This is a genomic window from Pseudonocardia petroleophila, assembly GCF_014235185.1.
GTDB classification, from domain to species: domain Bacteria; phylum Actinomycetota; class Actinomycetes; order Mycobacteriales; family Pseudonocardiaceae; genus Pseudonocardia; species Pseudonocardia petroleophila.
This window is the reverse complement of record NZ_CP060131.1, coordinates 4,904,139-4,922,248: the sequence shown is the minus strand read 5'-3', so window position 1 is coordinate 4,922,248 and position 18,110 is coordinate 4,904,139. Positions and strand designations below refer to the sequence as shown.

18 protein-coding genes are annotated in these 18,110 nt (G+C 75.2%); 7 read left to right on the top strand and 11 right to left on the bottom strand.

All coding sequences use genetic code 11. From position 1 onward, the window contains the following. Nucleotides 1-70: 70 nt before the first annotated feature. Nucleotides 71-424 (top strand): TraR/DksA family transcriptional regulator, encoded by a 354-nt coding sequence (locus tag H6H00_RS32455; RefSeq protein ID WP_255425350.1) that lies wholly within the window; start codon nt 71-73, stop codon nt 422-424. Here H6H00_RS32455 and H6H00_RS24245 read toward each other — a convergent pair. Next, nucleotides 421-645 (bottom strand): hypervirulence associated TUDOR domain-containing protein, encoded by a 225-nt coding sequence (locus tag H6H00_RS24245; RefSeq protein ID WP_185717991.1) that lies wholly within the window; start codon nt 643-645, stop codon nt 421-423. The two genes, H6H00_RS32455 and H6H00_RS24245, sit on opposite strands and share 4 nt — an antisense overlap. A gap of 42 nt (nt 646-687) precedes the next feature. Between H6H00_RS24245 and H6H00_RS24240 the strand changes: the two genes are divergently transcribed. Both H6H00_RS24240 and H6H00_RS24235 read left to right on the top strand, forming a co-directional pair. Further along, on the top strand, nt 688-1,230 hold the full coding sequence (locus H6H00_RS24240) for a type 1 glutamine amidotransferase domain-containing protein (RefSeq protein WP_185717990.1): 543 nt from the start codon (nt 688-690) through the stop codon (nt 1,228-1,230). 9 nt (nt 1,231-1,239) lie between these two features. After that, complete coding sequence (locus tag H6H00_RS24235) at nt 1,240-1,722, top strand: DUF6328 family protein (protein WP_185717989.1); 483 nt, start codon at nt 1,240-1,242, stop codon at nt 1,720-1,722. Here H6H00_RS24235 and H6H00_RS24230 read toward each other — a convergent pair. Then, nucleotides 1,706-2,482: an RNA polymerase sigma factor SigF gene (locus H6H00_RS24230; RefSeq protein ID WP_255425349.1), complete on the bottom strand. Its 777-nt coding sequence runs from the start codon at nt 2,480-2,482 to the stop codon at nt 1,706-1,708. The genes H6H00_RS24235 and H6H00_RS24230 overlap by 17 nt on opposite strands. A gap of 100 nt (nt 2,483-2,582) precedes the next feature. Here H6H00_RS24230 and H6H00_RS24225 point away from each other — a divergent pair, with 100 nt between their 5' ends. Then, entirely contained in the window at nt 2,583-4,976 is a 2,394-nt protein-coding gene (locus H6H00_RS24225) for a HelD family protein (protein ID WP_500801825.1), read from the top strand. 10 nt (nt 4,977-4,986) lie between these two features. Here H6H00_RS24225 and H6H00_RS24220 read toward each other — a convergent pair whose 3' ends face one another. Both H6H00_RS24220 and recQ read right to left on the bottom strand, forming a co-directional pair. Further along, the gene (locus tag H6H00_RS24220) at nt 4,987-5,811 is read right to left on the bottom strand and encodes an N-acetylmuramoyl-L-alanine amidase (RefSeq protein ID WP_185717987.1); all 825 of its coding nucleotides are present in this window, start codon (nt 5,809-5,811) and stop codon (nt 4,987-4,989) included. A 78-nt stretch (nt 5,812-5,889) separates the two neighbouring features. Next, the gene (gene recQ / locus H6H00_RS24215) at nt 5,890-7,710 is read right to left on the bottom strand and encodes a DNA helicase RecQ (protein ID WP_185717986.1); all 1,821 of its coding nucleotides are present in this window, start codon (nt 7,708-7,710) and stop codon (nt 5,890-5,892) included. A 98-nt stretch (nt 7,711-7,808) separates the two neighbouring features. Between recQ and H6H00_RS24210 the strand changes: the two genes are divergently transcribed. Next, nucleotides 7,809-8,987, top strand: coding sequence for an acyl-CoA dehydrogenase family protein (locus H6H00_RS24210; RefSeq protein WP_185717985.1), 1,179 nt, complete (start codon nt 7,809-7,811; stop codon nt 8,985-8,987). 1 nt (nt 8,988) lies between these two features. Here H6H00_RS24210 and H6H00_RS24205 read toward each other — a convergent pair whose 3' ends face one another. The 3 genes from H6H00_RS24205 to H6H00_RS24195 are packed head-to-tail and all read right to left on the bottom strand — an operon-like array spanning nt 8,989 to nt 11,829. Beyond that, the gene (locus tag H6H00_RS24205; protein WP_185717984.1) at nt 8,989-9,981 is read right to left on the bottom strand and encodes a Gfo/Idh/MocA family protein; all 993 of its coding nucleotides are present in this window, start codon (nt 9,979-9,981) and stop codon (nt 8,989-8,991) included. 1 nt (nt 9,982) lies between these two features. After that, nucleotides 9,983-10,744 (bottom strand): SDR family oxidoreductase, encoded by a 762-nt coding sequence (locus tag H6H00_RS24200; protein WP_185717983.1) that lies wholly within the window; start codon nt 10,742-10,744, stop codon nt 9,983-9,985. Further along, nucleotides 10,744-11,829 carry a phytanoyl-CoA dioxygenase family protein gene (locus H6H00_RS24195; RefSeq protein WP_185717982.1) on the bottom strand — a complete coding sequence of 362 codons (1,086 nt, stop codon included), beginning with the start codon at nt 11,827-11,829 and terminating at the stop codon, nt 10,744-10,746. Before H6H00_RS24195 ends, H6H00_RS24200 begins: the two co-directional genes overlap by 1 nt. A 51-nt stretch (nt 11,830-11,880) precedes the next feature. Between H6H00_RS24195 and H6H00_RS24190 the strand changes: the two genes are divergently transcribed. Further along, nucleotides 11,881-12,879 carry a LacI family DNA-binding transcriptional regulator gene (locus H6H00_RS24190; protein WP_185717981.1) on the top strand — a complete coding sequence of 333 codons (999 nt, stop codon included), beginning with the start codon at nt 11,881-11,883 and terminating at the stop codon, nt 12,877-12,879. Here the strand turns inward: H6H00_RS24190 and H6H00_RS24185 are convergent. After that, nucleotides 12,870-13,811: a helix-turn-helix transcriptional regulator gene (locus tag H6H00_RS24185; protein WP_185717980.1), complete on the bottom strand. Its 942-nt coding sequence runs from the start codon at nt 13,809-13,811 to the stop codon at nt 12,870-12,872. The two genes, H6H00_RS24190 and H6H00_RS24185, sit on opposite strands and share 10 nt — an antisense overlap. A gap of 62 nt (nt 13,812-13,873) precedes the next feature. Here H6H00_RS24185 and H6H00_RS24180 point away from each other — a divergent pair, with 62 nt between their 5' ends. Then, entirely contained in the window at nt 13,874-14,293 is a 420-nt protein-coding gene (locus tag H6H00_RS24180; protein ID WP_185717979.1) for a VOC family protein, read from the top strand. A gap of 858 nt (nt 14,294-15,151) precedes the next feature. Here H6H00_RS24180 and H6H00_RS24175 read toward each other — a convergent pair. The 3 genes from H6H00_RS24175 to H6H00_RS24165 all read right to left on the bottom strand — a co-directional run bounded on the left by H6H00_RS24175 (nt 15,152) and on the right by H6H00_RS24165 (nt 18,016). Continuing rightward, nucleotides 15,152-16,063 carry a Gfo/Idh/MocA family protein gene (locus H6H00_RS24175; RefSeq protein WP_255425348.1) on the bottom strand — a complete coding sequence of 304 codons (912 nt, stop codon included), beginning with the start codon at nt 16,061-16,063 and terminating at the stop codon, nt 15,152-15,154. Nucleotides 16,064-16,166: 103 nt separating this feature from the next. After that, nucleotides 16,167-17,024 (bottom strand): sugar phosphate isomerase/epimerase family protein, encoded by an 858-nt coding sequence (locus tag H6H00_RS24170; RefSeq protein ID WP_185717978.1) that lies wholly within the window; start codon nt 17,022-17,024, stop codon nt 16,167-16,169. Beyond that, nucleotides 17,021-18,016, bottom strand: coding sequence for a Gfo/Idh/MocA family protein (locus H6H00_RS24165; RefSeq protein ID WP_255425347.1), 996 nt, complete (start codon nt 18,014-18,016; stop codon nt 17,021-17,023). Before H6H00_RS24165 ends, H6H00_RS24170 begins: the two co-directional genes overlap by 4 nt. Nucleotides 18,017-18,110 lie beyond the last annotated feature (94 nt).

Below are 18,110 nucleotides of genomic sequence, written 5' to 3'. Positions count from 1 at the left end.
GCCGGGGTTCCCGGGTGGGGGAACGGGGTATGCAGCCTCGTTGACGTCTCCCCACCCGGAAGGACCCACCGTGGACCTCGACCACGCACGGAAGACCCTGACCACCGAGCTGGAGTCGCTCGACGAGCGCGCCCGCTTCGCCGAGCGCACCCGCGCGGAGACCTCGGGCGACACCGAGGAGGGCGCGCTCGGCCAGCACCCCGGCGACTACGGCTCCGAGGTCGCCGAGGCGATGGACTCCGAGCTGCTCGTCGACACCGTCGCCGACCAGCGTCGGCTGGTGCAGGAGGCGCTCGAGCGCGTCGAGGACGGCAGCTACGGCACCTGCGTCGTCTGCGGCGCCACGATCGACGACGAGCGCCTGGAGGCCCGGCCCGAGGTGGCGACGTGCCGCGAGCACGCCGACACCCCGGTCGTCACCTAGTCGGCCCTTCCCTCGTCCGTCTTCTCCAGCGCGTCGGGCCGGTGCACGGCGTCCTTGCCGGACTTGTCGCTGCGCACGCGGTACTGCGGGTCGTCCTCCGACGCCCGCACCGTGCGCCCGGCCGCCTCGGTGTCGGACGTGATCTCCTCCTCCACGGTGCCCTCCGTGGTGGTGCCGTGGGTCTTCCAGGCGACGTGGTCGCCCTCCTCGATGTCGGTCATGGACCGCGAGTACCCACACCGCGGCGGGGGTACGCCGCACCCATGACGGACAGGTTGAACGGCAAGCGGATCGCGATCCTCGCGACCGACGGCGTGGAGCAGGTCGAGCTCACCGGCCCGCGTGACGCGGTGCTCGGCGAGGGGGCGGTCGTCTCGCTCGTCTCGATCTCCACGGGCGAGATCCAGGGCATGAACGGCGACATCGAGCCGGCCGACACCTTCGCGGTCGACCGCAGGGCGGCCGAGGTCTCGGTCGACGACTACGACGGCCTGCTGATGCCGGGCGGCACGGTCAACGCCGACAAGCTCCGCATCGACGACGACGTGCGGCTGTTCGTGCAGGCGTTCGTGAGCTCGGGCAAGCCCGTCGGCGCGATCTGCCACGCCCCGTGGACGCTGATCGACGCCGGGGTGGTGCAAGGACGGACGCTCACCTCGTTCCCCAGCGTGTGGACCGACCTGCGCAACGCGGGCGCCACCGTCGTCGACGAGGAGGTGTCGGTCGACGGCAACCTCGTGACCAGCCGCGACCCCGACGACCTCCCGGCGTTCTCCGCGGCCGTGGTGGACGCGTTCGCCCGGTAGCGTGGGCCGGTGATCGAGCCCGACGAGCGCGGGGAGGGCCCGCTGCGGCGGGCCGACCGCAACATGCTCGAGCTGCTGCAGGAGCTGCGCGTCGCCCAGACCGGTGTGCAGATCCTGTTCGCGTTCCTGCTGTCGCTGTCGTTCACCGAGCGCTTCGGGCGCATCGACGAGGTGCAGCGCTGGACCTACGTGGTGACGCTGCTGCTCTCGGTGCTGACCGCGGGCCTGCTCGTCGGGCCCGCGGCGGCGCACCGCGTCACGTTCGGGCACGGCGTCAAGCAGGCGACGGTCGCGCTCGGCCAGCGGCTGTTCCTCGCCGGGCTGGTGACGCTGGCGCTGACCCTGACCGGCGCGGTCCTGCTGGTCCTCGACGTCGCCGTCGGGCGCGGCTTCGCGGTGCCGGCCGCAGCGGCCGTCGGCCTGGTGCTGGTCGGGCTGTGGTTCGTCCTGCCCGTCCCGGTGCGCCGCAACGGGGTCAGCCCGCCGCGTTGAGCTTCTCCCGCAGCTGCCGCAGGGTCTGCGCGAGCAGTCGCGACACGTGCATCTGCGACACCCCGACGCGGTCGGCGATCTGGGTCTGCGTCATGTTCCCGAAGAACCGCAGCACGAGGATCGTCCGCTCCCGCTCCGGCAGCTCCTCCAGCAGCGGGCCCAGGGTCTCGCGGTACTCGACGGTCGCCATGTCGACGTCGATCGCGCCGAGGGTGTCGGCGAGCGGCGTCTCGCCGCCGGCGACCAGCTCGTCGAGCGAGGTGTTGCGGTAGGCCTGCTGGGCGTCGAGGCCCTCCAGTACCTGGTCGACGGGCATGTCCAGGCGGGCGGCGATCTCGCTGGGACGCGGGGCGCGGCCGAGCTCCTGCGACAGCGGGCCGACCGCCCCGGCGATCGTCGCCTGCAGGTCCTTGAGGCGGCGCGGCACCCGCATCGCCCACGTGCGGTCGCGGAAGTGCCGGCGGATCTCGCCGGTGATGGTGGGCACCGCGTAGGACAGGAAGTCGCTGCCGTGGGAGGGATCGAAGCGGTCGACGGCGCCGAGCAGCCCGATGGTGCCCGCCTGCTCCAGGTCGTCGGAGGGCTCCCCGCGGCCGGAGAAGCGCCGGGCGATGTGCCGGACGACGGGCAGGTGGCCGGTGACCAGCCGCGCACGCAGCGCGGCACGGTCGGGGTGGTCGGGTGGCAGCGCGGCGAACTCGGCGAACAGCGGGGCCAGGTGCCCGTACTCGGAATCGCGTGAGGCCTCGTGATCGGGCACTCGGGGGCATACCCGCCCACCCGGCACGGGAAACTCCCCCCGGGGCGCGCTGGTAGCTTGGATAGTCGCCGATTCTCCAGCCCGTGAAGGTGATCCGCCGGTGTCAGACAGCACGTCCTCCGGGCTCCCCGGTACCGAGACCCACCCGGACCCCGACGACGGCATCGCCCACGAGCGGCGGTACGTGGAGATGCTCTACGGCCGCCTCGACGCCCGGCGGGCGGAGACCGCGCAGCGGCTGCACGACGCCCTGCACGACGAGACCGTCGGCACGCCGCAGGCCCTCACCGAGCGCGACGCCGCGGCGGCGATGTACACCGACCGGCTGGCCGCGCTGCGCGCCGCCGAGCACGGCCTGGCCTTCGGCCGCCTCGACGCCGCCGACGAGGCCGACGGCTCGCCGGGGGAGCGCCGCTACATCGGCCGCCTCGGGCTGCTCGACGAGGACAACGACTACGAGCCGCTGCTGATGGATTGGCGCGCCCCGGCGGCGCGCCCGTTCTACACCGCCACGGCCGCGTCCCCGGAGGGCATGCGCCGGCGGCGGCACCTGCGCACCCGCCGCCGCGAGCTGCTGGCCATCGACGACGAGGTGCTCGACCTCGACGACGTCGACGCCGGCACCCGGTCCTCGGGGCTCACCAGCGAGGCGGCGCTGCTCGCCGCGGTCGGGGCGCGGCGCACGGGGCGGATGGGCGACATCGTCGCCACCATCCAGTCCGAGCAGGACGCGATCATCCGCTCCAAGCCGTCGGGCGTCCTGGTGGTGCAGGGCGGGCCGGGCACCGGCAAGACGGCCGTCGCGCTGCACCGGGCCGCGTACCTGCTCTACACCCACCGCGACCGGCTGGCCCGGCGCGGTGTGCTCGTCGTCGGCCCCAACCCCACGTTCCTGCGCTACATCGGGCAGGTGCTGCCGTCGCTGGGGGAGACCAGCGTCGTGCTCGGCACCGTCGGGCAGCTGTTCCCGAACCTCGACGCGCGGCGGCCCGAACCCGCCGCCACCGCGGAGGTGAAGGGGCGGGCCGACATGGCCGCCGTCGTCGCCGCGGCGGTGCGCGACCGCCAGCAGGTGCCGCGCCGCCCCGTCGAGCTCGACGTGGAGGGACAGCGGATCCGGCTCGACCGCGACGTCGCCAACTCCGCGCGCACCCGGGCCCGCCGCTCGCGCAAGCCGCACAACGAGGCCAAGCGGATCTTCCACAAGGAGGCCGTGAACCTGCTCGCCCAGCAGGCGGCCCGCGGGCTGGGCGGGGCGGGTCTCAACTCCGCGCGCTTCCTCGACGCGGGCGACCTCGCCGACATCCGCGAGGAGCTCACCGAGAGCCGCGAGCTCGCCCGGGCCCTCGACGACCTGTGGCCCACCCTCTCGGCCGAGCAGCTGCTCACCGACCTGTTCGCCGATCCCCGCCGGCTCGGCTCGGTCGCCCGCCGCATCCCGGCGGAGGACCGGGCCCGCCTGGAGCGGCCCGCGCCCGGCGACGACGTCCCGCCCGGCCTGCGCTGGACCCCCGCCGACGTCCCGCTGCTCGACGAGGCCGCCGAGCTCCTCGGCGACGACGGCGCCGAGCGGGCCGCGCGCGAGGCCGCTGCGCTGCGCGAGGAGGTCCTCTACGCGCAGGGCGTGCTCGACGTGCTCGACCTGGAGGAGGACCTCGACGACGAGCTGCTGCGCGCCGGCGACGTCGTCGACGCCGACCGCCTCGCCGAGCGGCAGGCCGTGCGCCGCTACGACTCCACCGCCGACCGCGCCGCCGCCGACCGGGAGTGGACCTACGGCCACGTCATCGTCGACGAGGCCCAGGAGCTCTCCGCGATGGCGTGGCGGCTCGTCATGCGCCGCTGCCCGACCCGCTCGATGACCCTCGTCGGCGACATCGCGCAGACCGGCGACCTGGCCGGGGCGTCGTCGTGGGGGCAGGTGCTCTCGCCGTACGTGGCGAACCGGTGGCGGCTGGAGCAGCTCACCGTCAACTACCGCACCCCGTCGGAGATCGCCGACGTCGCCGACGACGTGCTCGCCGTGATCGAGCCGGGGCTCGCGGCCCCGAGCTCGGTGCGCAGCACGGGCGTGCCGCCGCGCGCGGTCGCGGCCGACCCCGCCGCCCTCGACGACACCGTCGCGAAGGTGCTCGCGGAGGAGTCGGGGGCGGTGCCCGACGGGCGGACCGTGGTGCTCGCCCCGGCCGCGCGGGTCCGCGACCTGCGGCTGCGGCTCCTCGGGGCCGCGGAGCCCGAGCAGGGACCCGACACCCCCGACGGCCCGGCCGACCCGAGCGTCGACCTGGAGTCCCCGGTGGTGGTCCTGCCGATCTCCTCGGCGAAGGGCCTGGAGTTCGACGCGGTGGTGCTGGTGGAGCCCGCGGAGGTGCTCGCGGAGTCCCCGCGCGGGGCCAACGACCTCTACGTCGCGCTCACCCGGGCCACGCAGCGGCTCGCGGTGGTGCACACGCAGCCGCTGCCGCCGATGCTGCACCGGCTCGACGCCGGCTGAGCCGGGCGAGTCAGCCCAGGAACGCGAGGATGCCGGCGGCGATCGCCTCGGCGTAGCGCTGCCTCCCGGCCTCGCTCGACACCAGCGCGGCCTCGCCGGGGTTGCGCATGTTGGCGCACTCGACGAGGACGGTCGGGCGGGTGGCGAGGTTGAGGCCGCCGAGGTCGCCGCGCGGGGACAGGGCCTGGTCCCCGATGTAGTCGGAGTCGGGGAAGCCCGCGGTGCGCATCGCGTCGCGGACGGCGACGGCGAGCTCCCGGGCGGGCGCGCCCTGGGCGGCGTTGAGCGGCGGGTCGGAGAGTGCGACGTGGAAGCCGCTGTCGGCGGGGGCCGAGCCGTCGGCGTGGATCGAGACCACCGCGTCGGCGTCGGCGGCCTCACCCGCCCGGCCGCGCTCGTCGACGCAGGGCCCGACGCCGTCGTCGTCGGGCCGGGTGAGGACGACCCGCACCCCGGCGTCCTCCAGGCCGGCCTGCACCCGCCGGGAGACGTCCCAGGTGAACGCGTGCTCGGGGTAGCCGGCGTCGGTCTCGGTTCCGGTGGTGTTGCAGGCCTTGGTGCCGCCGCGGCCGTCGGGGACCTCCCGGCCGATCGCGGCGGGGTTCGCGCCGTTGCCGCCGTTGTGGCCGGGATCGAGGACGACGACCCGCGGTTCCGACGCCGCGACGGTGGGCCCGGGGCCCCGGGTGAGCGGGGCGACGGTGGTCGGCGGCGAGGTGGGCGTGGAGGTGGACGTGGAGGTGGACGTGGACGCCGCGGGTGCGGGTCCCGCGGCCCCGCACCCGACCAGGACCGCCGTCGCGGCGAACAGGGCGACCCGGGCGGTGAACCTCATCGGACGAGCATGGCAGCACCCCCGCCGCCCGACGCGCGCCACGCGCGGGGGGGCCCCGGGAGGACCCCACGGGGTGGGTCAGTCGTCGGCGAGCGCGTCGAGGACGCCCTGGCCGTACTTCGCCAGCTTGTTCTCCCCGATCCCGCTGATCGTGCCCAGCGCGGCCAGGGAGTCGGGTCGGCGGGTGGCGATCTCCTCCAGCACCGCGTTGTGGAAGATCACGTACGCGGGCACGCCCTGCTCCTTGGCCGTGGCCCCCCGCCAGGCCCGCAGCCGCTCGAAGACCGGGGCCAGCTCCGGGGCAAGGGCGGGGGCGTCGCCGCGGGAGGACCGGGACCGGGTGCGGGTGGCCTTCACCGGGTCGCGCCGCATCGGCACCTCGCGCTCGCCGCGCAGCACCTCCGAGCTGGCGTCGGTCAGCGCGAAGGTCTGGTACGCGCCCTGGACGGCGAGCAGGCCCTGGGCCAGCAGCTGGCGGACGACCGCACGCCACTCGGGCTCGGACAGGTCGGCGCCCACCCCGAACACCGTCAGCTGGTCGTGGGCGAACTGCTCGACCTTCGCGGTGCGCTTGCCCGTGACGATGTCGATGAGGTGCCCGGCCCCGAACGACTGGTTGCGCTCGTTCTTCAGCCGCCACACCGTGGAGAGGATCTTCTGCGCCGGGATCGTGCCGTCCCAGGACTCGGGCGGGGTGAGGCAGGTGTCGCAGTTGCCGCACGGCTCGCCCGGCTGCCCGAAGTAGTTCAGCAGCCGCACCCGGCGGCACTGCACGGTCTCGCACAGCGCGAGCATCGCGTCGAGGTGCTGGCCCAGGCGCTGCTTGTGCGCGCGGTCGCCCTCGGACTCGTCGATCATCTTGCGCTGCTGCACGACGTCGGCCAGGCCGTAGGCGAGCCACGCGGTGGACGGCAGCCCGTCGCGGCCCGCGCGGCCGGTCTCCTGGTAGTAGCCCTCGACGGACTTCGGCAGGTCGAGGTGGGCGACGAACCGCACGTCGGGCTTGTCGATGCCCATGCCGAACGCGATCGTCGCGACCATCACCACGCCCTCCTCCCGCAGGAACCGGGACTGGTGGCGCGCGCGGACCTCCGCGTCGAGCCCCGCGTGGTAGGGCAGCGCCGGGATCCCCTGCCCGACGAGGAACTCCGCGGTCTGCTCCACCGACTTGCGCGAGAGGCAGTAGACGATGCCGGCGTCGCCGGGGTGCTCGGCGCGCAGCAGGTCCAGCAGCTGCTTGCGGGGCTCGTTCTTCGGCGCGATCCGGTACTGGATGTTGGGCCGGTCGAAGCTCGCGACGACCTGCTTGGCCGCGGTCAGGTCCAGCCGCTGGGCGATCTCGGTGCGCGTGGCCTCGGTGGCGGTGGCGGTCAGCGCGATGCGGGGGACGTCGGGCCAGCGCTCGTGGACCTCGGACAGGGCGAGGTAGTCGGGCCGGAAGTCGTGGCCCCACTGGGCGACGCAGTGCGCCTCGTCGATGGCGAACAGCGCGATCCGCCCGCGCCCGAGCAGCGACAGGGTGGACGGGACGCGCAGGCGCTCGGGGGCGAGGTAGAGCAGGTCGAGCTCGCCGTCGAGGTAGGCGCGCTCGGTGTCGCGCCGCTCGTCGGGGTTCTGCGTGGAGTTGAGGAACCCGGCGCGGACGCCGAGCGCGCGCAGGGCGTCGACCTGGTCCTGCATGAGCGCGATCAGCGGGGACACCACCACCCCGGTGCCGTCTCGGACCAGCGACGGCACCTGGTAGCACAGCGACTTGCCCCCGCCGGTGGGCATGAGGACGAGCGCGTCGCCGCCCGCGCAGACGTGCTCGATCACCTCCTGCTGCGGCCCGCGGAACGCGTCGTAGCCGAAGACGCGGCGGAGCACGTCGAGCGGGGCGGGTGCGGTGTCGGGGAGCACGCCCCGATCGTAGGCGCAGGCCCCGACGGCCCGGGGCGGTCCGCCGGGGCGGCGCCGCAGACCGGGCGCGCGGACGCCACCGGTGCCACCCTGGTGCGATGACCGCCGAACCCCTGACGGGTGACTTCTTCCGCTTCGCCGACGCCCTCACCGACGACGAGCGCGAGGTCGTCGGCCGGGTGCGCGAGTTCCTGGCGGAGGAGGTCGCGCCCGTCGCCCTGGAGCACTGGACGAAGGCCGAGTTCCCGCACCACCTCATCCCCGGGTTCGCGGGGCTGAACATCGCGTCCCTGCCCTACGACGGCCTCGACGGCCCGGCCGCGCGCCGGCAGCTCATCGGGTTCGTGTCGATGGAGATCGCGCACACCGACCCGTCGCTGAACAGCTTCTTCGGCATCCACAACGGCCTCGCGATGGGCAGCATCGACCTGTGCGGCTCGCCCGAGCAGCGCGAGCGCTGGCTGCCCGCGATGGGGCGGATGGAGAAGATCGGTGCGTTCGGGCTGACCGAGCCGCACGGCGGGTCCGACGTCGCGCGCGGCCTGGAGACCACCGCCCGCCGCGAGGGCGACGAGTGGGTGATCGACGGCGAGAAGCGCTGGATCGGCAACGGCACGTTCGCCGACCTCGTCGTGATCTGGGCCCGGGACGTCGCGGACGACTCGGTCAAGGGCTTCGTGGTGGAGCAGGACAACCCCGGCATGACCACCACGAAGATGGAGAACAAGATCGCCCTGCGCACCGTGCAGAACGCCGACATCGTGCTCAGCGGCTGCCGCGTGCCCGAGGCCGACCGCCTGCAGGAGGCGCACTCCTTCGCCGACACCAACAAGGTCCTGCGCCGCACCCGCGGCGGCGTGGCCTGGGGCTCGACCGGCACGATGATGGCCGCCTACGAGCTGGCGCTGGCCTACTCCCAGGAGCGCGAGCAGTTCGGCCGCCCGATCGCCGGGTTCCAGCTCGTGCAGGACCTGCTCGTGCGGATGCTCGGCAACATCACCGCCTCCCTCGGCCTGGCCGTGCGCCTGGCCGAGATGCAGGAGGCGGGGGAGGCCCGCGACGAGCACGCCGCCCTGGCCAAGGAGTACTGCACCACGAAGATGCGCGAGACGGTCGCGCTCGCGCGCGAGGTCGTCGGCGGCAACGGGGTGGTGCTCGACTACGGCGTCGGCAAGTTCTTCGCCGACGCCGAGGCGCTGTACTCCTTCGAGGGCACCAAGCAGATCAACACCCTCGTCGTGGGCCGGGCGATCACGGGGCACTCCGCCTTCGTCTGAGTCAGGCGATCTCGGCGGTCGCGACGGGCCGGTGCTCCCGCAGCGAGATCGTGGCCGCCTCCGCCGCGACGGCCACGGCCAGTGCGTCGTCGACGGTGCAGGGCGACTCCCTGGTCCCGGCCACCACCTCGACGAACGCGGCCAGCTCGGCCCGGAACGCCGAGGCGAGCCGGTCCATGAAGAAGGTGTGCGCCGGCCCGGCGACGGTGAGCGCGCCGGGGCCCAGCGGGCGGACCGGCAGGCCGCCGTCGAGCCCGGCGGCGGCGCTGTCGGCCGCGCCGTGCACCTCGAGGCGCACGTCGTAGCCGCGGGCGTTGTAGCGGCTGTTGGAGACCAGCCCGAGCGATCCGTCGGCCATCGTCAGGACGAGCGCCGCGGCGTCGACGTCGCCCAGCTCCCCGAACATCGCGTCGCCGCGGTCGGAGCCGGTGGCGTACACCTCGCTGATCTCCTGTCCGGTGACCCAGCGGACGGCGTCGAGGTCGTGCACGGTGCAGTCCCGGAACAGCCCGCCGGACCCGGCCAGGTAGGCGCGCGGCGGCGGGGCCGGGTCGAGCGTGGTGGACCGGACGGTGTGCACCCGGCCCAGCTCCCCGGCCGCGACGGCCCCGCGCACCGCGAGGAACGCGGCGTCGAAGCGGCGGGGGTAGCCGATCTGCACCCGGGCGCCCCGGACGGACGCGGCCGTGGCGCGGGCGTCGGCCAGCCCGGCGGCCAGCGGCTTCTCGCAGAACACCGGCAGCCCGGCGGCGACGGCGGCGCGCAGCAGCACCGGGTGGGCGTCGGTGGCGGCCGCGATCAGCACGCCGTCGACGCCCGCGGCGATCAGCTTCTCCGGGGAGTCGGCGGCCTCCGCACCGACCTCCGCGGTCACCGCCGCCGTGACGGCGGGCACCGCGTCGGTGACGACGAGCGAGTCGACCGCGTCCAGCGCGGCCAGCGTGCGGGCGTGGAAGGCGCCGATGCGCCCCAGTCCGATGAGTCCCAACCTCATGTCAGTCCAACCCTCCGAGGACGTTCTGGTCCCAGTCGATGACGGAGCCGGTGACGACGCCGCTGCGCGGCGACAGCAGGAACACCACGAAGTCGGCGATCTCGTCGACCTGGCCGAGCTTGCCCATCGGCAGCCGGGCGGCCGCGTCGGCGCGCCAGGTGTCGTCGGCGTCGTGGAAGGCGCGCTGGGTGGCGTCCTCGCCCTCGGTGTCGGTCCAGCCGATGTCGAGGCCGTTGATCCGCACGCGGTCGAAGCGGTGGGCGTGCGCGGCGTTGCGGGTGAGGCCGGCGAGCCCGGCCTTCGCCGCGACGTAGGGCGCGAGGAACGGCTGCCCGCCCAGCTCCGAGGACGAGATGACGTTGACGACCGCGCCGGGTGCGCCGCGGCCCACCATGTCGGAGACGGCCGCCTGCATCGTGAAGAACGGCCCGCGCAGGTTGACCGCGACGTGCCGGTCGAACAGCTCCGGGGTGGTGTCGAGCAGGGTGCCGCGGTCGGTGAGCCCCGCCGCGTTGACCAGCGCGTCGATCCGGCCGTGCTCCGAGATCACCGCGGCGACGGACGCCCGTGCCTGCTCCGGGTCGGCGATGTCGGCGGTCACGAACCGCGCGCCGATGTCGGCGGCCGCCTTCTCCCCGACGTCGGCGCGCCGGCCGCTGATCGTGACCTGCGCGCCCTCCCGCACCGCGGCCCGGGCGACACCGGCCCCGACCCCCTGCGTGCCGCCGCTGACCAGCAGCACCGTTCCGTCCAGCAGTCCCATCAGTGCGTGTCCCGTCGTGTCGTGTGGTCGGTGAGGGCGGCGTCGAACGCCTCGGCGGTCCAGCGCTCGGCGACCGCGCGGCGCACCAGGTCGGCCTGGGTGGGCGGCGCGAGGCCGTCGACCGGCGGGTCGCGGTCGAGGTTGGTCGGGAAGGCGTAGCCCTCGGCCGCGGCGGCGATCGCGTGCTCGTGGCCCGGACGCAGGTGCGGGTACACCGCGCGGCACACGCGGGCGCGGTCGACCGACTCCATCGCCCGGCCGAACGCGGAGCTGATCTGCAGCAGGTTGGCGGTGCGCCGGACGTCGGAGCTGCGGTTGCGGCCCGCGCCGTGGATCACCGCGGGGTTGAAGAACGCGGCGTCGCCGGTGGCCAGCGGCAGCTGCACGTGGTGGCGCTCGAAGTGCTCGGCGAACTCCGGCAGGGCCGTGGCGAGGTACCCGTCGCCGTACTTCTGCGAGTGCGGCAGGTACAGCGTCGGGCCCGACTCCACCGGCATGTCGGCGTGCGCCACCGCCCCCTGCAGCGTGAGCACGGGGGACAGGCGGTGCACGTGCGCCGGGTAGCGCACGATCTCGGTCGGGGGCAGGAAGCCCAGGTGGTAGTCGCGGTGCCCGACCTGCGCCCGTCCGCCCGGGTGCACGACGTTGACCTGCGAGGTCACCTGGTAGCCCGGCCCGAGCCAGGCCAGGGCGACGAGGGCGAGCACGTCGGAGGAGTAGTAGTCGACGAACGCGGCCGGCGCCCGGACGGCGAGCTTCTCCAGCGCGTTCCAGACGCGGTCGTTGGTGCCCGGGGCGGCGAAGTGGTCGCCCACCTGCCGGCCGGCGGCGTGCTGCTCGGCGACCATCGCGTCGAACTCGCCCGTGACGCGGTCGACCATGGCCCGGTCCAGGGCACCGCGGACGACGACGACGCCGGGACCGTCGGCCAGGGCCCGCACCAGCTCCGCGGGCGGCGCGGCGCGGACGCCGTCGGCGGAGTAGACCAGCACCTGCTGCTCCACGGCGTCGGCGTGCGGGTAGGCGCGCGGGTCGATCCGGTCGGCGAGGACCGCGACGAGGTCGTCGAGGACGGGCACGCCCATGGGCCACTCTCCTTTAAAGCGCTTTAACGATCGCTGTGTACGATCCGCGACGTGACCGGAGCTGTCAAGAGGCCGCGGCTGGAGGACGTCGCGGCCGCCGTCGGGGTGTCGACGGCGTCGGTGTCGCTCGTACTGCGCGGCGTCGCGGGCCCGAGCGCGGAGACCCGGGAGCGCGTGCTGGAGGCCGCGGCCCGGCTCGGCTACCGCGCCGACCGCAGCGCGAGCCTGCTGGCCCGGCGGCGCACCCACGTGCTCGGCGTCCCGGTGCTGCTGCGCGACGCGTTCCGCACCGAGCTGGCCGAGGAGGTGCAGCTCGCCGCCGACGCGCGCGGCTACACCGTGGCCCTGAGCGGCATCACCCGCACCCACGACGAGCAGCGCGTCGTCGACACCCTGCTCGACCTGCGCTGCGAGGCGGTCCTCCTGCTCGCCCCTGGCCTGTCGCCCGCCCAGCTGGCCGGGCTGGGGGCGCGGGTCCCGACCGTGGTCGTCGGGCGGCGGCTCCCCCCGTCCGGGTTCGACGTCGTGCGGGTCGCCGACGCCGACGGGATCGGCCAGGCCGTCGACCACCTCGTCGGGCTCGGCCACCGCGCGATCGTGCACGTCGACGGCGGGCGGGCCGAGATGGCGCAGGAGCGCCGCGAGGGCTTCACCGCCGCGATGACCCGGCACGGCCTGGAACCGCGGGTCGCGCCCGGCGGCGACAGCGAGGGGGCGGGGGCCCGGTCGGCCCGGGCGCTGCTGGACGCGGGCCTGCCGACCGCGGTGGTCGCCGCCAACGACCGCAGCGCCCTGGGCCTGCTCGACGTGTTCGTCCGGGCCGGGGTCCGCGTGCCCGGCGACGTCTCGGTGGTCGGCTACGACGACGCCGAGCTGTCCCGGCTCGAGCACGTGCGGCTCACCACCGTCAGCCAGGACGCCCCCGAGCAGGCGCGGATGGCCGTCGACGCCGCGCTGGAGCGGCTCGACGGCGACCGCACCGACGTCGTGGAGCGGGTGCTGCGGCCGCGGCTGGTGGTGCGCGGGACGACCGCCCCGGTTCAGGCGTAGCGCCCCGCCAGCTCCCGGCCGATCCGGGCGAGCTCGGCACGGACCTCCGGCGGGTCGAGCACCTCCACCGCGGCACCCCACCCGGCGAGGGTGCGGGCGAGGTCGAGCGCGGTCGGGGCGCCGACGCGCACCTGCGACCGGCCGTCGGGACCGGGCGGGCCGGCGTCGCAGTGCCGGCCGAAGTGGGTGCGCAGCACCGGGACGAAGCGGGTCTCGATCACCACCGTCGCGGTGAACCGCCCGCGCCGCGCCTCCATCTCCTCGACGACCCGCTCCCACGCCCGGGCCAGGGCGAACCCGTCGGGGCGGTGGGCGACCAGGTCGGTGACCTCGGCGTCGACCACCCGGTCGATCCGGAACGTCCGCTGCCCGGCGTCGGTGCCCGCGACGAGGTACCAGGTGCCGTCCTTGTCGACCAGGCCCCACGGGTCGACCAGCCGCTCGCCGGGTTCCCGGGCGCGCCCGGCGTAGCGCAGCCGCACGCGACGGCGGGCCACCACGGCGGTCTGCAGCAGCTCGACGACCGGGGGCCGGTCGTCGTCGCGCCCGCCCCAGCCGGTGGGGTCGACGACCACGGAGTCGGCCGCGGCGGCCGCCTCGGCGCGGAACACCTCGGGCAGCGCGCGCGTCAGCTTCCGCAGGGCCGAGCGCGCCTCGGGCGCCGCCGCCGCGGCCGGACCGAGCAGCAGGAACAGGGCCCGCGCCTCCGGGGCGGTGAGCCCGGTCAGGTCGGTGCGGGCGCCGCCGAGCAGCGACCAGCCCCCACCGCGCCCGGCCTGCGGGTAGACCGGGATCCCCGCCGCGGACAGCGCGTCCAGGTCGCGGCGGGCCGTGGCGACGGAGACCTCCAGCTCGGCCGCGACCTCCGCGGCCGTCACCCGGCCGCGTGCCTGCATCAGCAGGAGGACGGCCACGAGCCGGTCTGCACGCACGCCGGAAGTCTGCCAGCGAAAGTGCTCAGGAGGTGAGCACTTACGCCCGCAGGATGGGTGCCATGACCACCTTCCGCGGATTCGCCACCCTGAACTTCTTCGCCGACGACGTCGCGCAGGCCGCCCGCTGGTACGCCGACGTGTTCGGCGTGCAGCCCTACTTCGAGCGCCCCGGCCCCGACGGCAGGCCTGCCTACATCGAGTTCCGGATCGGCGACCTGGAGGCCGAGTTCGGGATCATCAGCAGCGCCTACCGCCCGCCGGTGGGGGGCGGCCCGGCGGGCGCGATCATGCACTGGGCCGTGGACGACCTCGACGGCACCGTCGCCCGCCTGCTCGGGCTCGGGGCCGTCGAGTACCTGCCGGTCCAGGTGCGCGGCGACGGGTTCGTCACCGCCTCGGTCGTCGACCCCTTCGGCAACGTCCTCGGCGTGATGACGAACGTGCACTACCTGGAGATGCTGGGGCGGGTGGGGGAGTGAGACGCGGCCGATCCTCCCGGTCGGGGTGACCACCACGTACGACTCTCTCGCCGCGATCACCGCCCCCGGGCCGGTCGGGAACGGCACGGTCCGTGCGTTCCGCGGAACGCGATCGTGCTCGTGTACGGTCCGGCGTCCTGCGAGCGGCGCCGCGTGTCCGCTCCGAGTGTTGCGGAACGCGGTGCCGTGCGGCGGTGCGAGTCGGGGCCCGGGCGACGGTCACCACGGGTCTCGGGTCCATCGCTGCGCCGCCCTTCACGGCACCTCCCGGCCGCGAGGATCACCAGGACCGGGCCGCCACGGTCCCGGCGACGACCCGGGTGCCACTCGCGGCGACCCGTCGCGGGGTGATCGGCGCGACCCGCGCACCAGGGCGCGCGGGAGGACCACCACGTGCGACTCGCGGTGATCCCCGCGCCCGCAGGGCAGGCCCCGGCCCTCACAACGGGGGTCCGAGGTGAGCCCCCGCGTTCCGCGGAACGCAGCGCGGCTGCGCACGCGCCTCGGGCGCGATGTTCCGCGGAACGCGATCGGGCCTCGAGTTCTGCGGAATGCACCTCGGGCCCGGTGTTCCGCCGGGCGCGATCGGGCCCGGCGTTCCGCGGGACGCCGTCGGCCCCAGTTTTCCGCGGACGCGATCGGGCGTCGTTCTGCTGGACGCGATCAGCCCCGTGTTCCGCGTGACGCGATCCGGCCATCGCCGACGTATCCGCATCCGCCGGCATCGCCGGCCCGCGGGACGTGATCGGGTCTTGTGTTCCGCGGGACGCGATCGGGCCCTGCGTTCCGCGGGTACGCGATCCGACCACTGCCGACGTATCCGCGCGTCCGCCCGCACAACCGACTGACCGACCGCCGTCAGCGGAACGCCGTCCGTCCGCCCGCCGCGCCGGCAGACCGCGTTCTGCGGAACGCGGTCGGAGTCGACCGCGTTCCGCCGGTCGCCGCTACGGCGACACCGACTCCGCCCGCGGTCGCACCGGCAGCCCGGCCGCCGCGTAGACCGCGTCGATCAGCTCGGCGGTGCGCACGGCGTCGTCGGCCCCGGTGGGGAACGGCGCGCCGTCGCGCAGGTGCGCCCGCACCGGTCGCGCCGGACGGGTAGCCGAGCTCCGCGGTGACCCGCTCGTCGACGCCCGGGTGCCCGGCCCGCTCCCCGGCGGTGGCCGAGGAGACGGACGGCTCGCCGCCCGCCCACCGCGCGAACGAGCGCAGGCACTGCAGCGGGTAGCAGCCGAGGTCCATCAGCGCCCCGCCGGCGAGGTCGAGCCGCCAGCGCGGGTCGTCGTCGGGCGGGGCGGGCATCGTGAACCGGGCCTCGACGCGGCGCAGCGCCCCCAGCTCCCCGGACGCGACGAGCTCGTGGAGCCGCAGCAGCACCGGGTGGTGGGCGTGGTGGAAGCCCTCCAGCACGACGACGCCCGCGGCCGCCGCGGCGTCGCGCACCGCCCGGGCCTCCGCCGCGTTGCTCGCGAACGGCTTCTCGCTGAGCACGTGCTTCCCGGCCGCGACGGCGGCGAGGTTCCACGGGCCGTGCAGCGCGTTGGCCAGCGGGTTGTAGACGATCTCGACCTCGGGGTCGACGAGCACGTCGGCGTAGGAGCCGACGACCCGCTCGACGCCGTGCTCCGCGGCGAACGCCTCGGCCCGGCGGGGGTCGCGGGCCGCCACGGCGACGAGCCGGTCGCCCGTCTCCTTCGCCGGGTCGACCAGCGCCTGCCCCGTGATCCGGGCGGCCCCGAGGATCCCGATCCGCAGGGGGCCGCTCACGAGGACGCGCCCGACACGGATGGGATCGACGTGGTGGGGGCTTCACGGCCGGCAGGCTCCGATGATGTCGACCTCACCGGCTGCATGGGTCAGAACGGGCCCGTCACGAGCGCGCGAGGATCGTCCGCAGCGCCTCGACGCTCGTGCGGACGTCGGTCAGCGGACCCTCGCCCGCCGGCTCCCCGGTGAGGATCGTGTCCTGCTCCAGGACGTACCAGCCGGCGTACCCGTGGTCGCGCAGGTGCCCGACGATCGCGGAGAAGTCGACGTCCCCGTGCCCGACGGGGCGGTACATGCCCTCCCGCACCGCCTCGGTGTAGGTGAGCCGCCCGCCCTGCACCTGCTTCGCGAGGCGTGCGTCGACGTCCTTGATGTGGGTGTGCGCGATCCGCTCCGGGGCCTGGCGGGCCAGGGCGACCGGGTCGGTGCCGCCGATGAGCAGGTGCCCGGTGTCGAGGCACAGCGCGATCGCCGATCCGTCGAGCACGCGCTGCACGTCGTCGGTGTTCTCCACCATCGTCCCGACGTGCGGGTGCAGCACGGCGCGGACGTCGTGCGCGGCGGCGACCCCGGCGAGGCGGTCGAGGTTGCCGAGCAGGGTCCGCCAGCCGTCGTCGTCGAGCGCGGGGCGGGCGTCGTAGCCGTCGAGACCGCTGATCGCCGACAGCACGAGGGTGTCCGACCCGGTGGCGGCGTAGGTGGCCAGCAGCTTCTCCACCTCGGGGACGGGGTCGTGCTCCGGCACGTGCAGCAGCAGCGGGGTGAACCCGCCGATGGCCTGCAGGTCGTGGCGCGCGAGCACCTCGCGGGGGTCCTCGGGCAGGAAGCCGTCCGGCCCGAACTCGGTGGCGGCCAGGCCCACCTCCTGCATCTCGGCCAGCACCCGCGACGGCGGGAGCTGATGGCCCCAGCCCGGGACCTCGCAGACGCCCCACGAGATGGGGGCTCCGGCGATCTTCATGCGTTCTCCTTCGGACGGACGGGCACGCCGGTCCGCCAGGACTCGTCGGCGGCCAGGGCGAGGTCGAACGCGGCCAGCGCGTCGCGACCGGTGACGGGGGGAGGGGTGCCGTCGCGGACGGCGCGCGCGAACGCGTCCAGCTCCGCCGCGTACGCCCAGGGGTAGCGCTCCTCGAAGTCGCGGGGCAGGTCGCGCGAGGCGAGCCCCGGCGTGCGCCACTCGACGCCGCGGACGTGCGGGGCGTCGATCCGCGCCGTGGCGAGCGTGCCCATGACCTCGGTGGAGCACTCGTAGCCGTAGCGGGCGCTGCGGCTGTTGTCGATCACGCCGAGCGCGCCGTCGGCGAACCGGAGCACGGTGACGGCGGTGTCGATGTCGCCGAGCGCGGCGAACTCCGGGTCGGCCGCGGCGCCGTGCGCGTGCACCTCGACGACCTCGCCGACGAGCCAGCGGGCGACGTCGAGGTCGTGCACCACCACGTCGAGGAAGAACCCGCCCGAGCCGGACAGGAACGCCGGGTCCGGCGGGGTCATGTCGCGCAGCGAGGTGCGGAACAGCGTGACCTCGCCCAGCTCGCCCGCGTGGATCCGGGCCGCCGCGGCGACCCAGTCGGGGTCGCTGCGCCGGTGGAAGCCCACCTGGAACACGACCCCGGACGCCTCGACCGCCTCCAGCGTCGCGACCGTCGTCGCGCGGTCGAGCGAGATCGGCTTCTCGCAGAACACGTGCCGGCCCGCGGCGGCCGCCTGCGTCGTCAGCGGGGCGTGCGTGCCGGTGGGGGAGGCGATCGCGACGGAGCCGACGCGGTCGAGCAGCTCGTCGAACGACGTCGTCCACGGGACGTCGAACTCGGCTCCGGCGGCCTGCGCGGCGGCCGGGACCGGGTCGTAGACGCACGCGAGCTGCGCGACCGAGCACCGCCCGGCCAGCGCGGCGGCGTGGATGCGCCCCATCCGGCCCAGCCCGGCCAGCCCCACCCCGACCCGGGTCACACCGCACCCCCGTCGAGGGCGGGGCGGCCCCCCGACAGGACGCGGGACGACCGGCGGACGTGGTCCCGCCCGGTCGCGCCCGCATCGATGACGC

Bases quoted from the DNA above. Each gene is read 5' to 3' on its own strand.
- H6H00_RS24200 (WP_185717983.1), bottom strand. From the start codon at position 10,744: ATGGGACTGCTGGACGGAACGGTGCTGCTGGTCAGCGGCGGCACGCAG.
- H6H00_RS24240 (WP_185717990.1), top strand. From the start codon at position 688: ATGACGGACAGGTTGAACGGCAAGCGGATCGCGATCCTCGCGACCGAC.
- H6H00_RS24220 (WP_185717987.1), bottom strand. From the start codon at position 5,811: ATGAGGTTCACCGCCCGGGTCGCCCTGTTCGCCGCGACGGCGGTCCTG.
- H6H00_RS24180 (WP_185717979.1), top strand. From the start codon at position 13,874: ATGACCACCTTCCGCGGATTCGCCACCCTGAACTTCTTCGCCGACGAC.
- H6H00_RS24195 (WP_185717982.1), bottom strand. From the start codon at position 11,829: ATGGGCGTGCCCGTCCTCGACGACCTCGTCGCGGTCCTCGCCGACCGG.
- H6H00_RS24210 (WP_185717985.1), top strand. From the start codon at position 7,809: ATGACCGCCGAACCCCTGACGGGTGACTTCTTCCGCTTCGCCGACGCC.
- H6H00_RS24205 (WP_185717984.1), bottom strand. From the start codon at position 9,981: ATGAGGTTGGGACTCATCGGACTGGGGCGCATCGGCGCCTTCCACGCC.
- H6H00_RS24170 (WP_185717978.1), bottom strand. From the start codon at position 17,024: ATGAAGATCGCCGGAGCCCCCATCTCGTGGGGCGTCTGCGAGGTCCCG.
- H6H00_RS24245 (WP_185717991.1), bottom strand. From the start codon at position 645: ATGACCGACATCGAGGAGGGCGACCACGTCGCCTGGAAGACCCACGGC.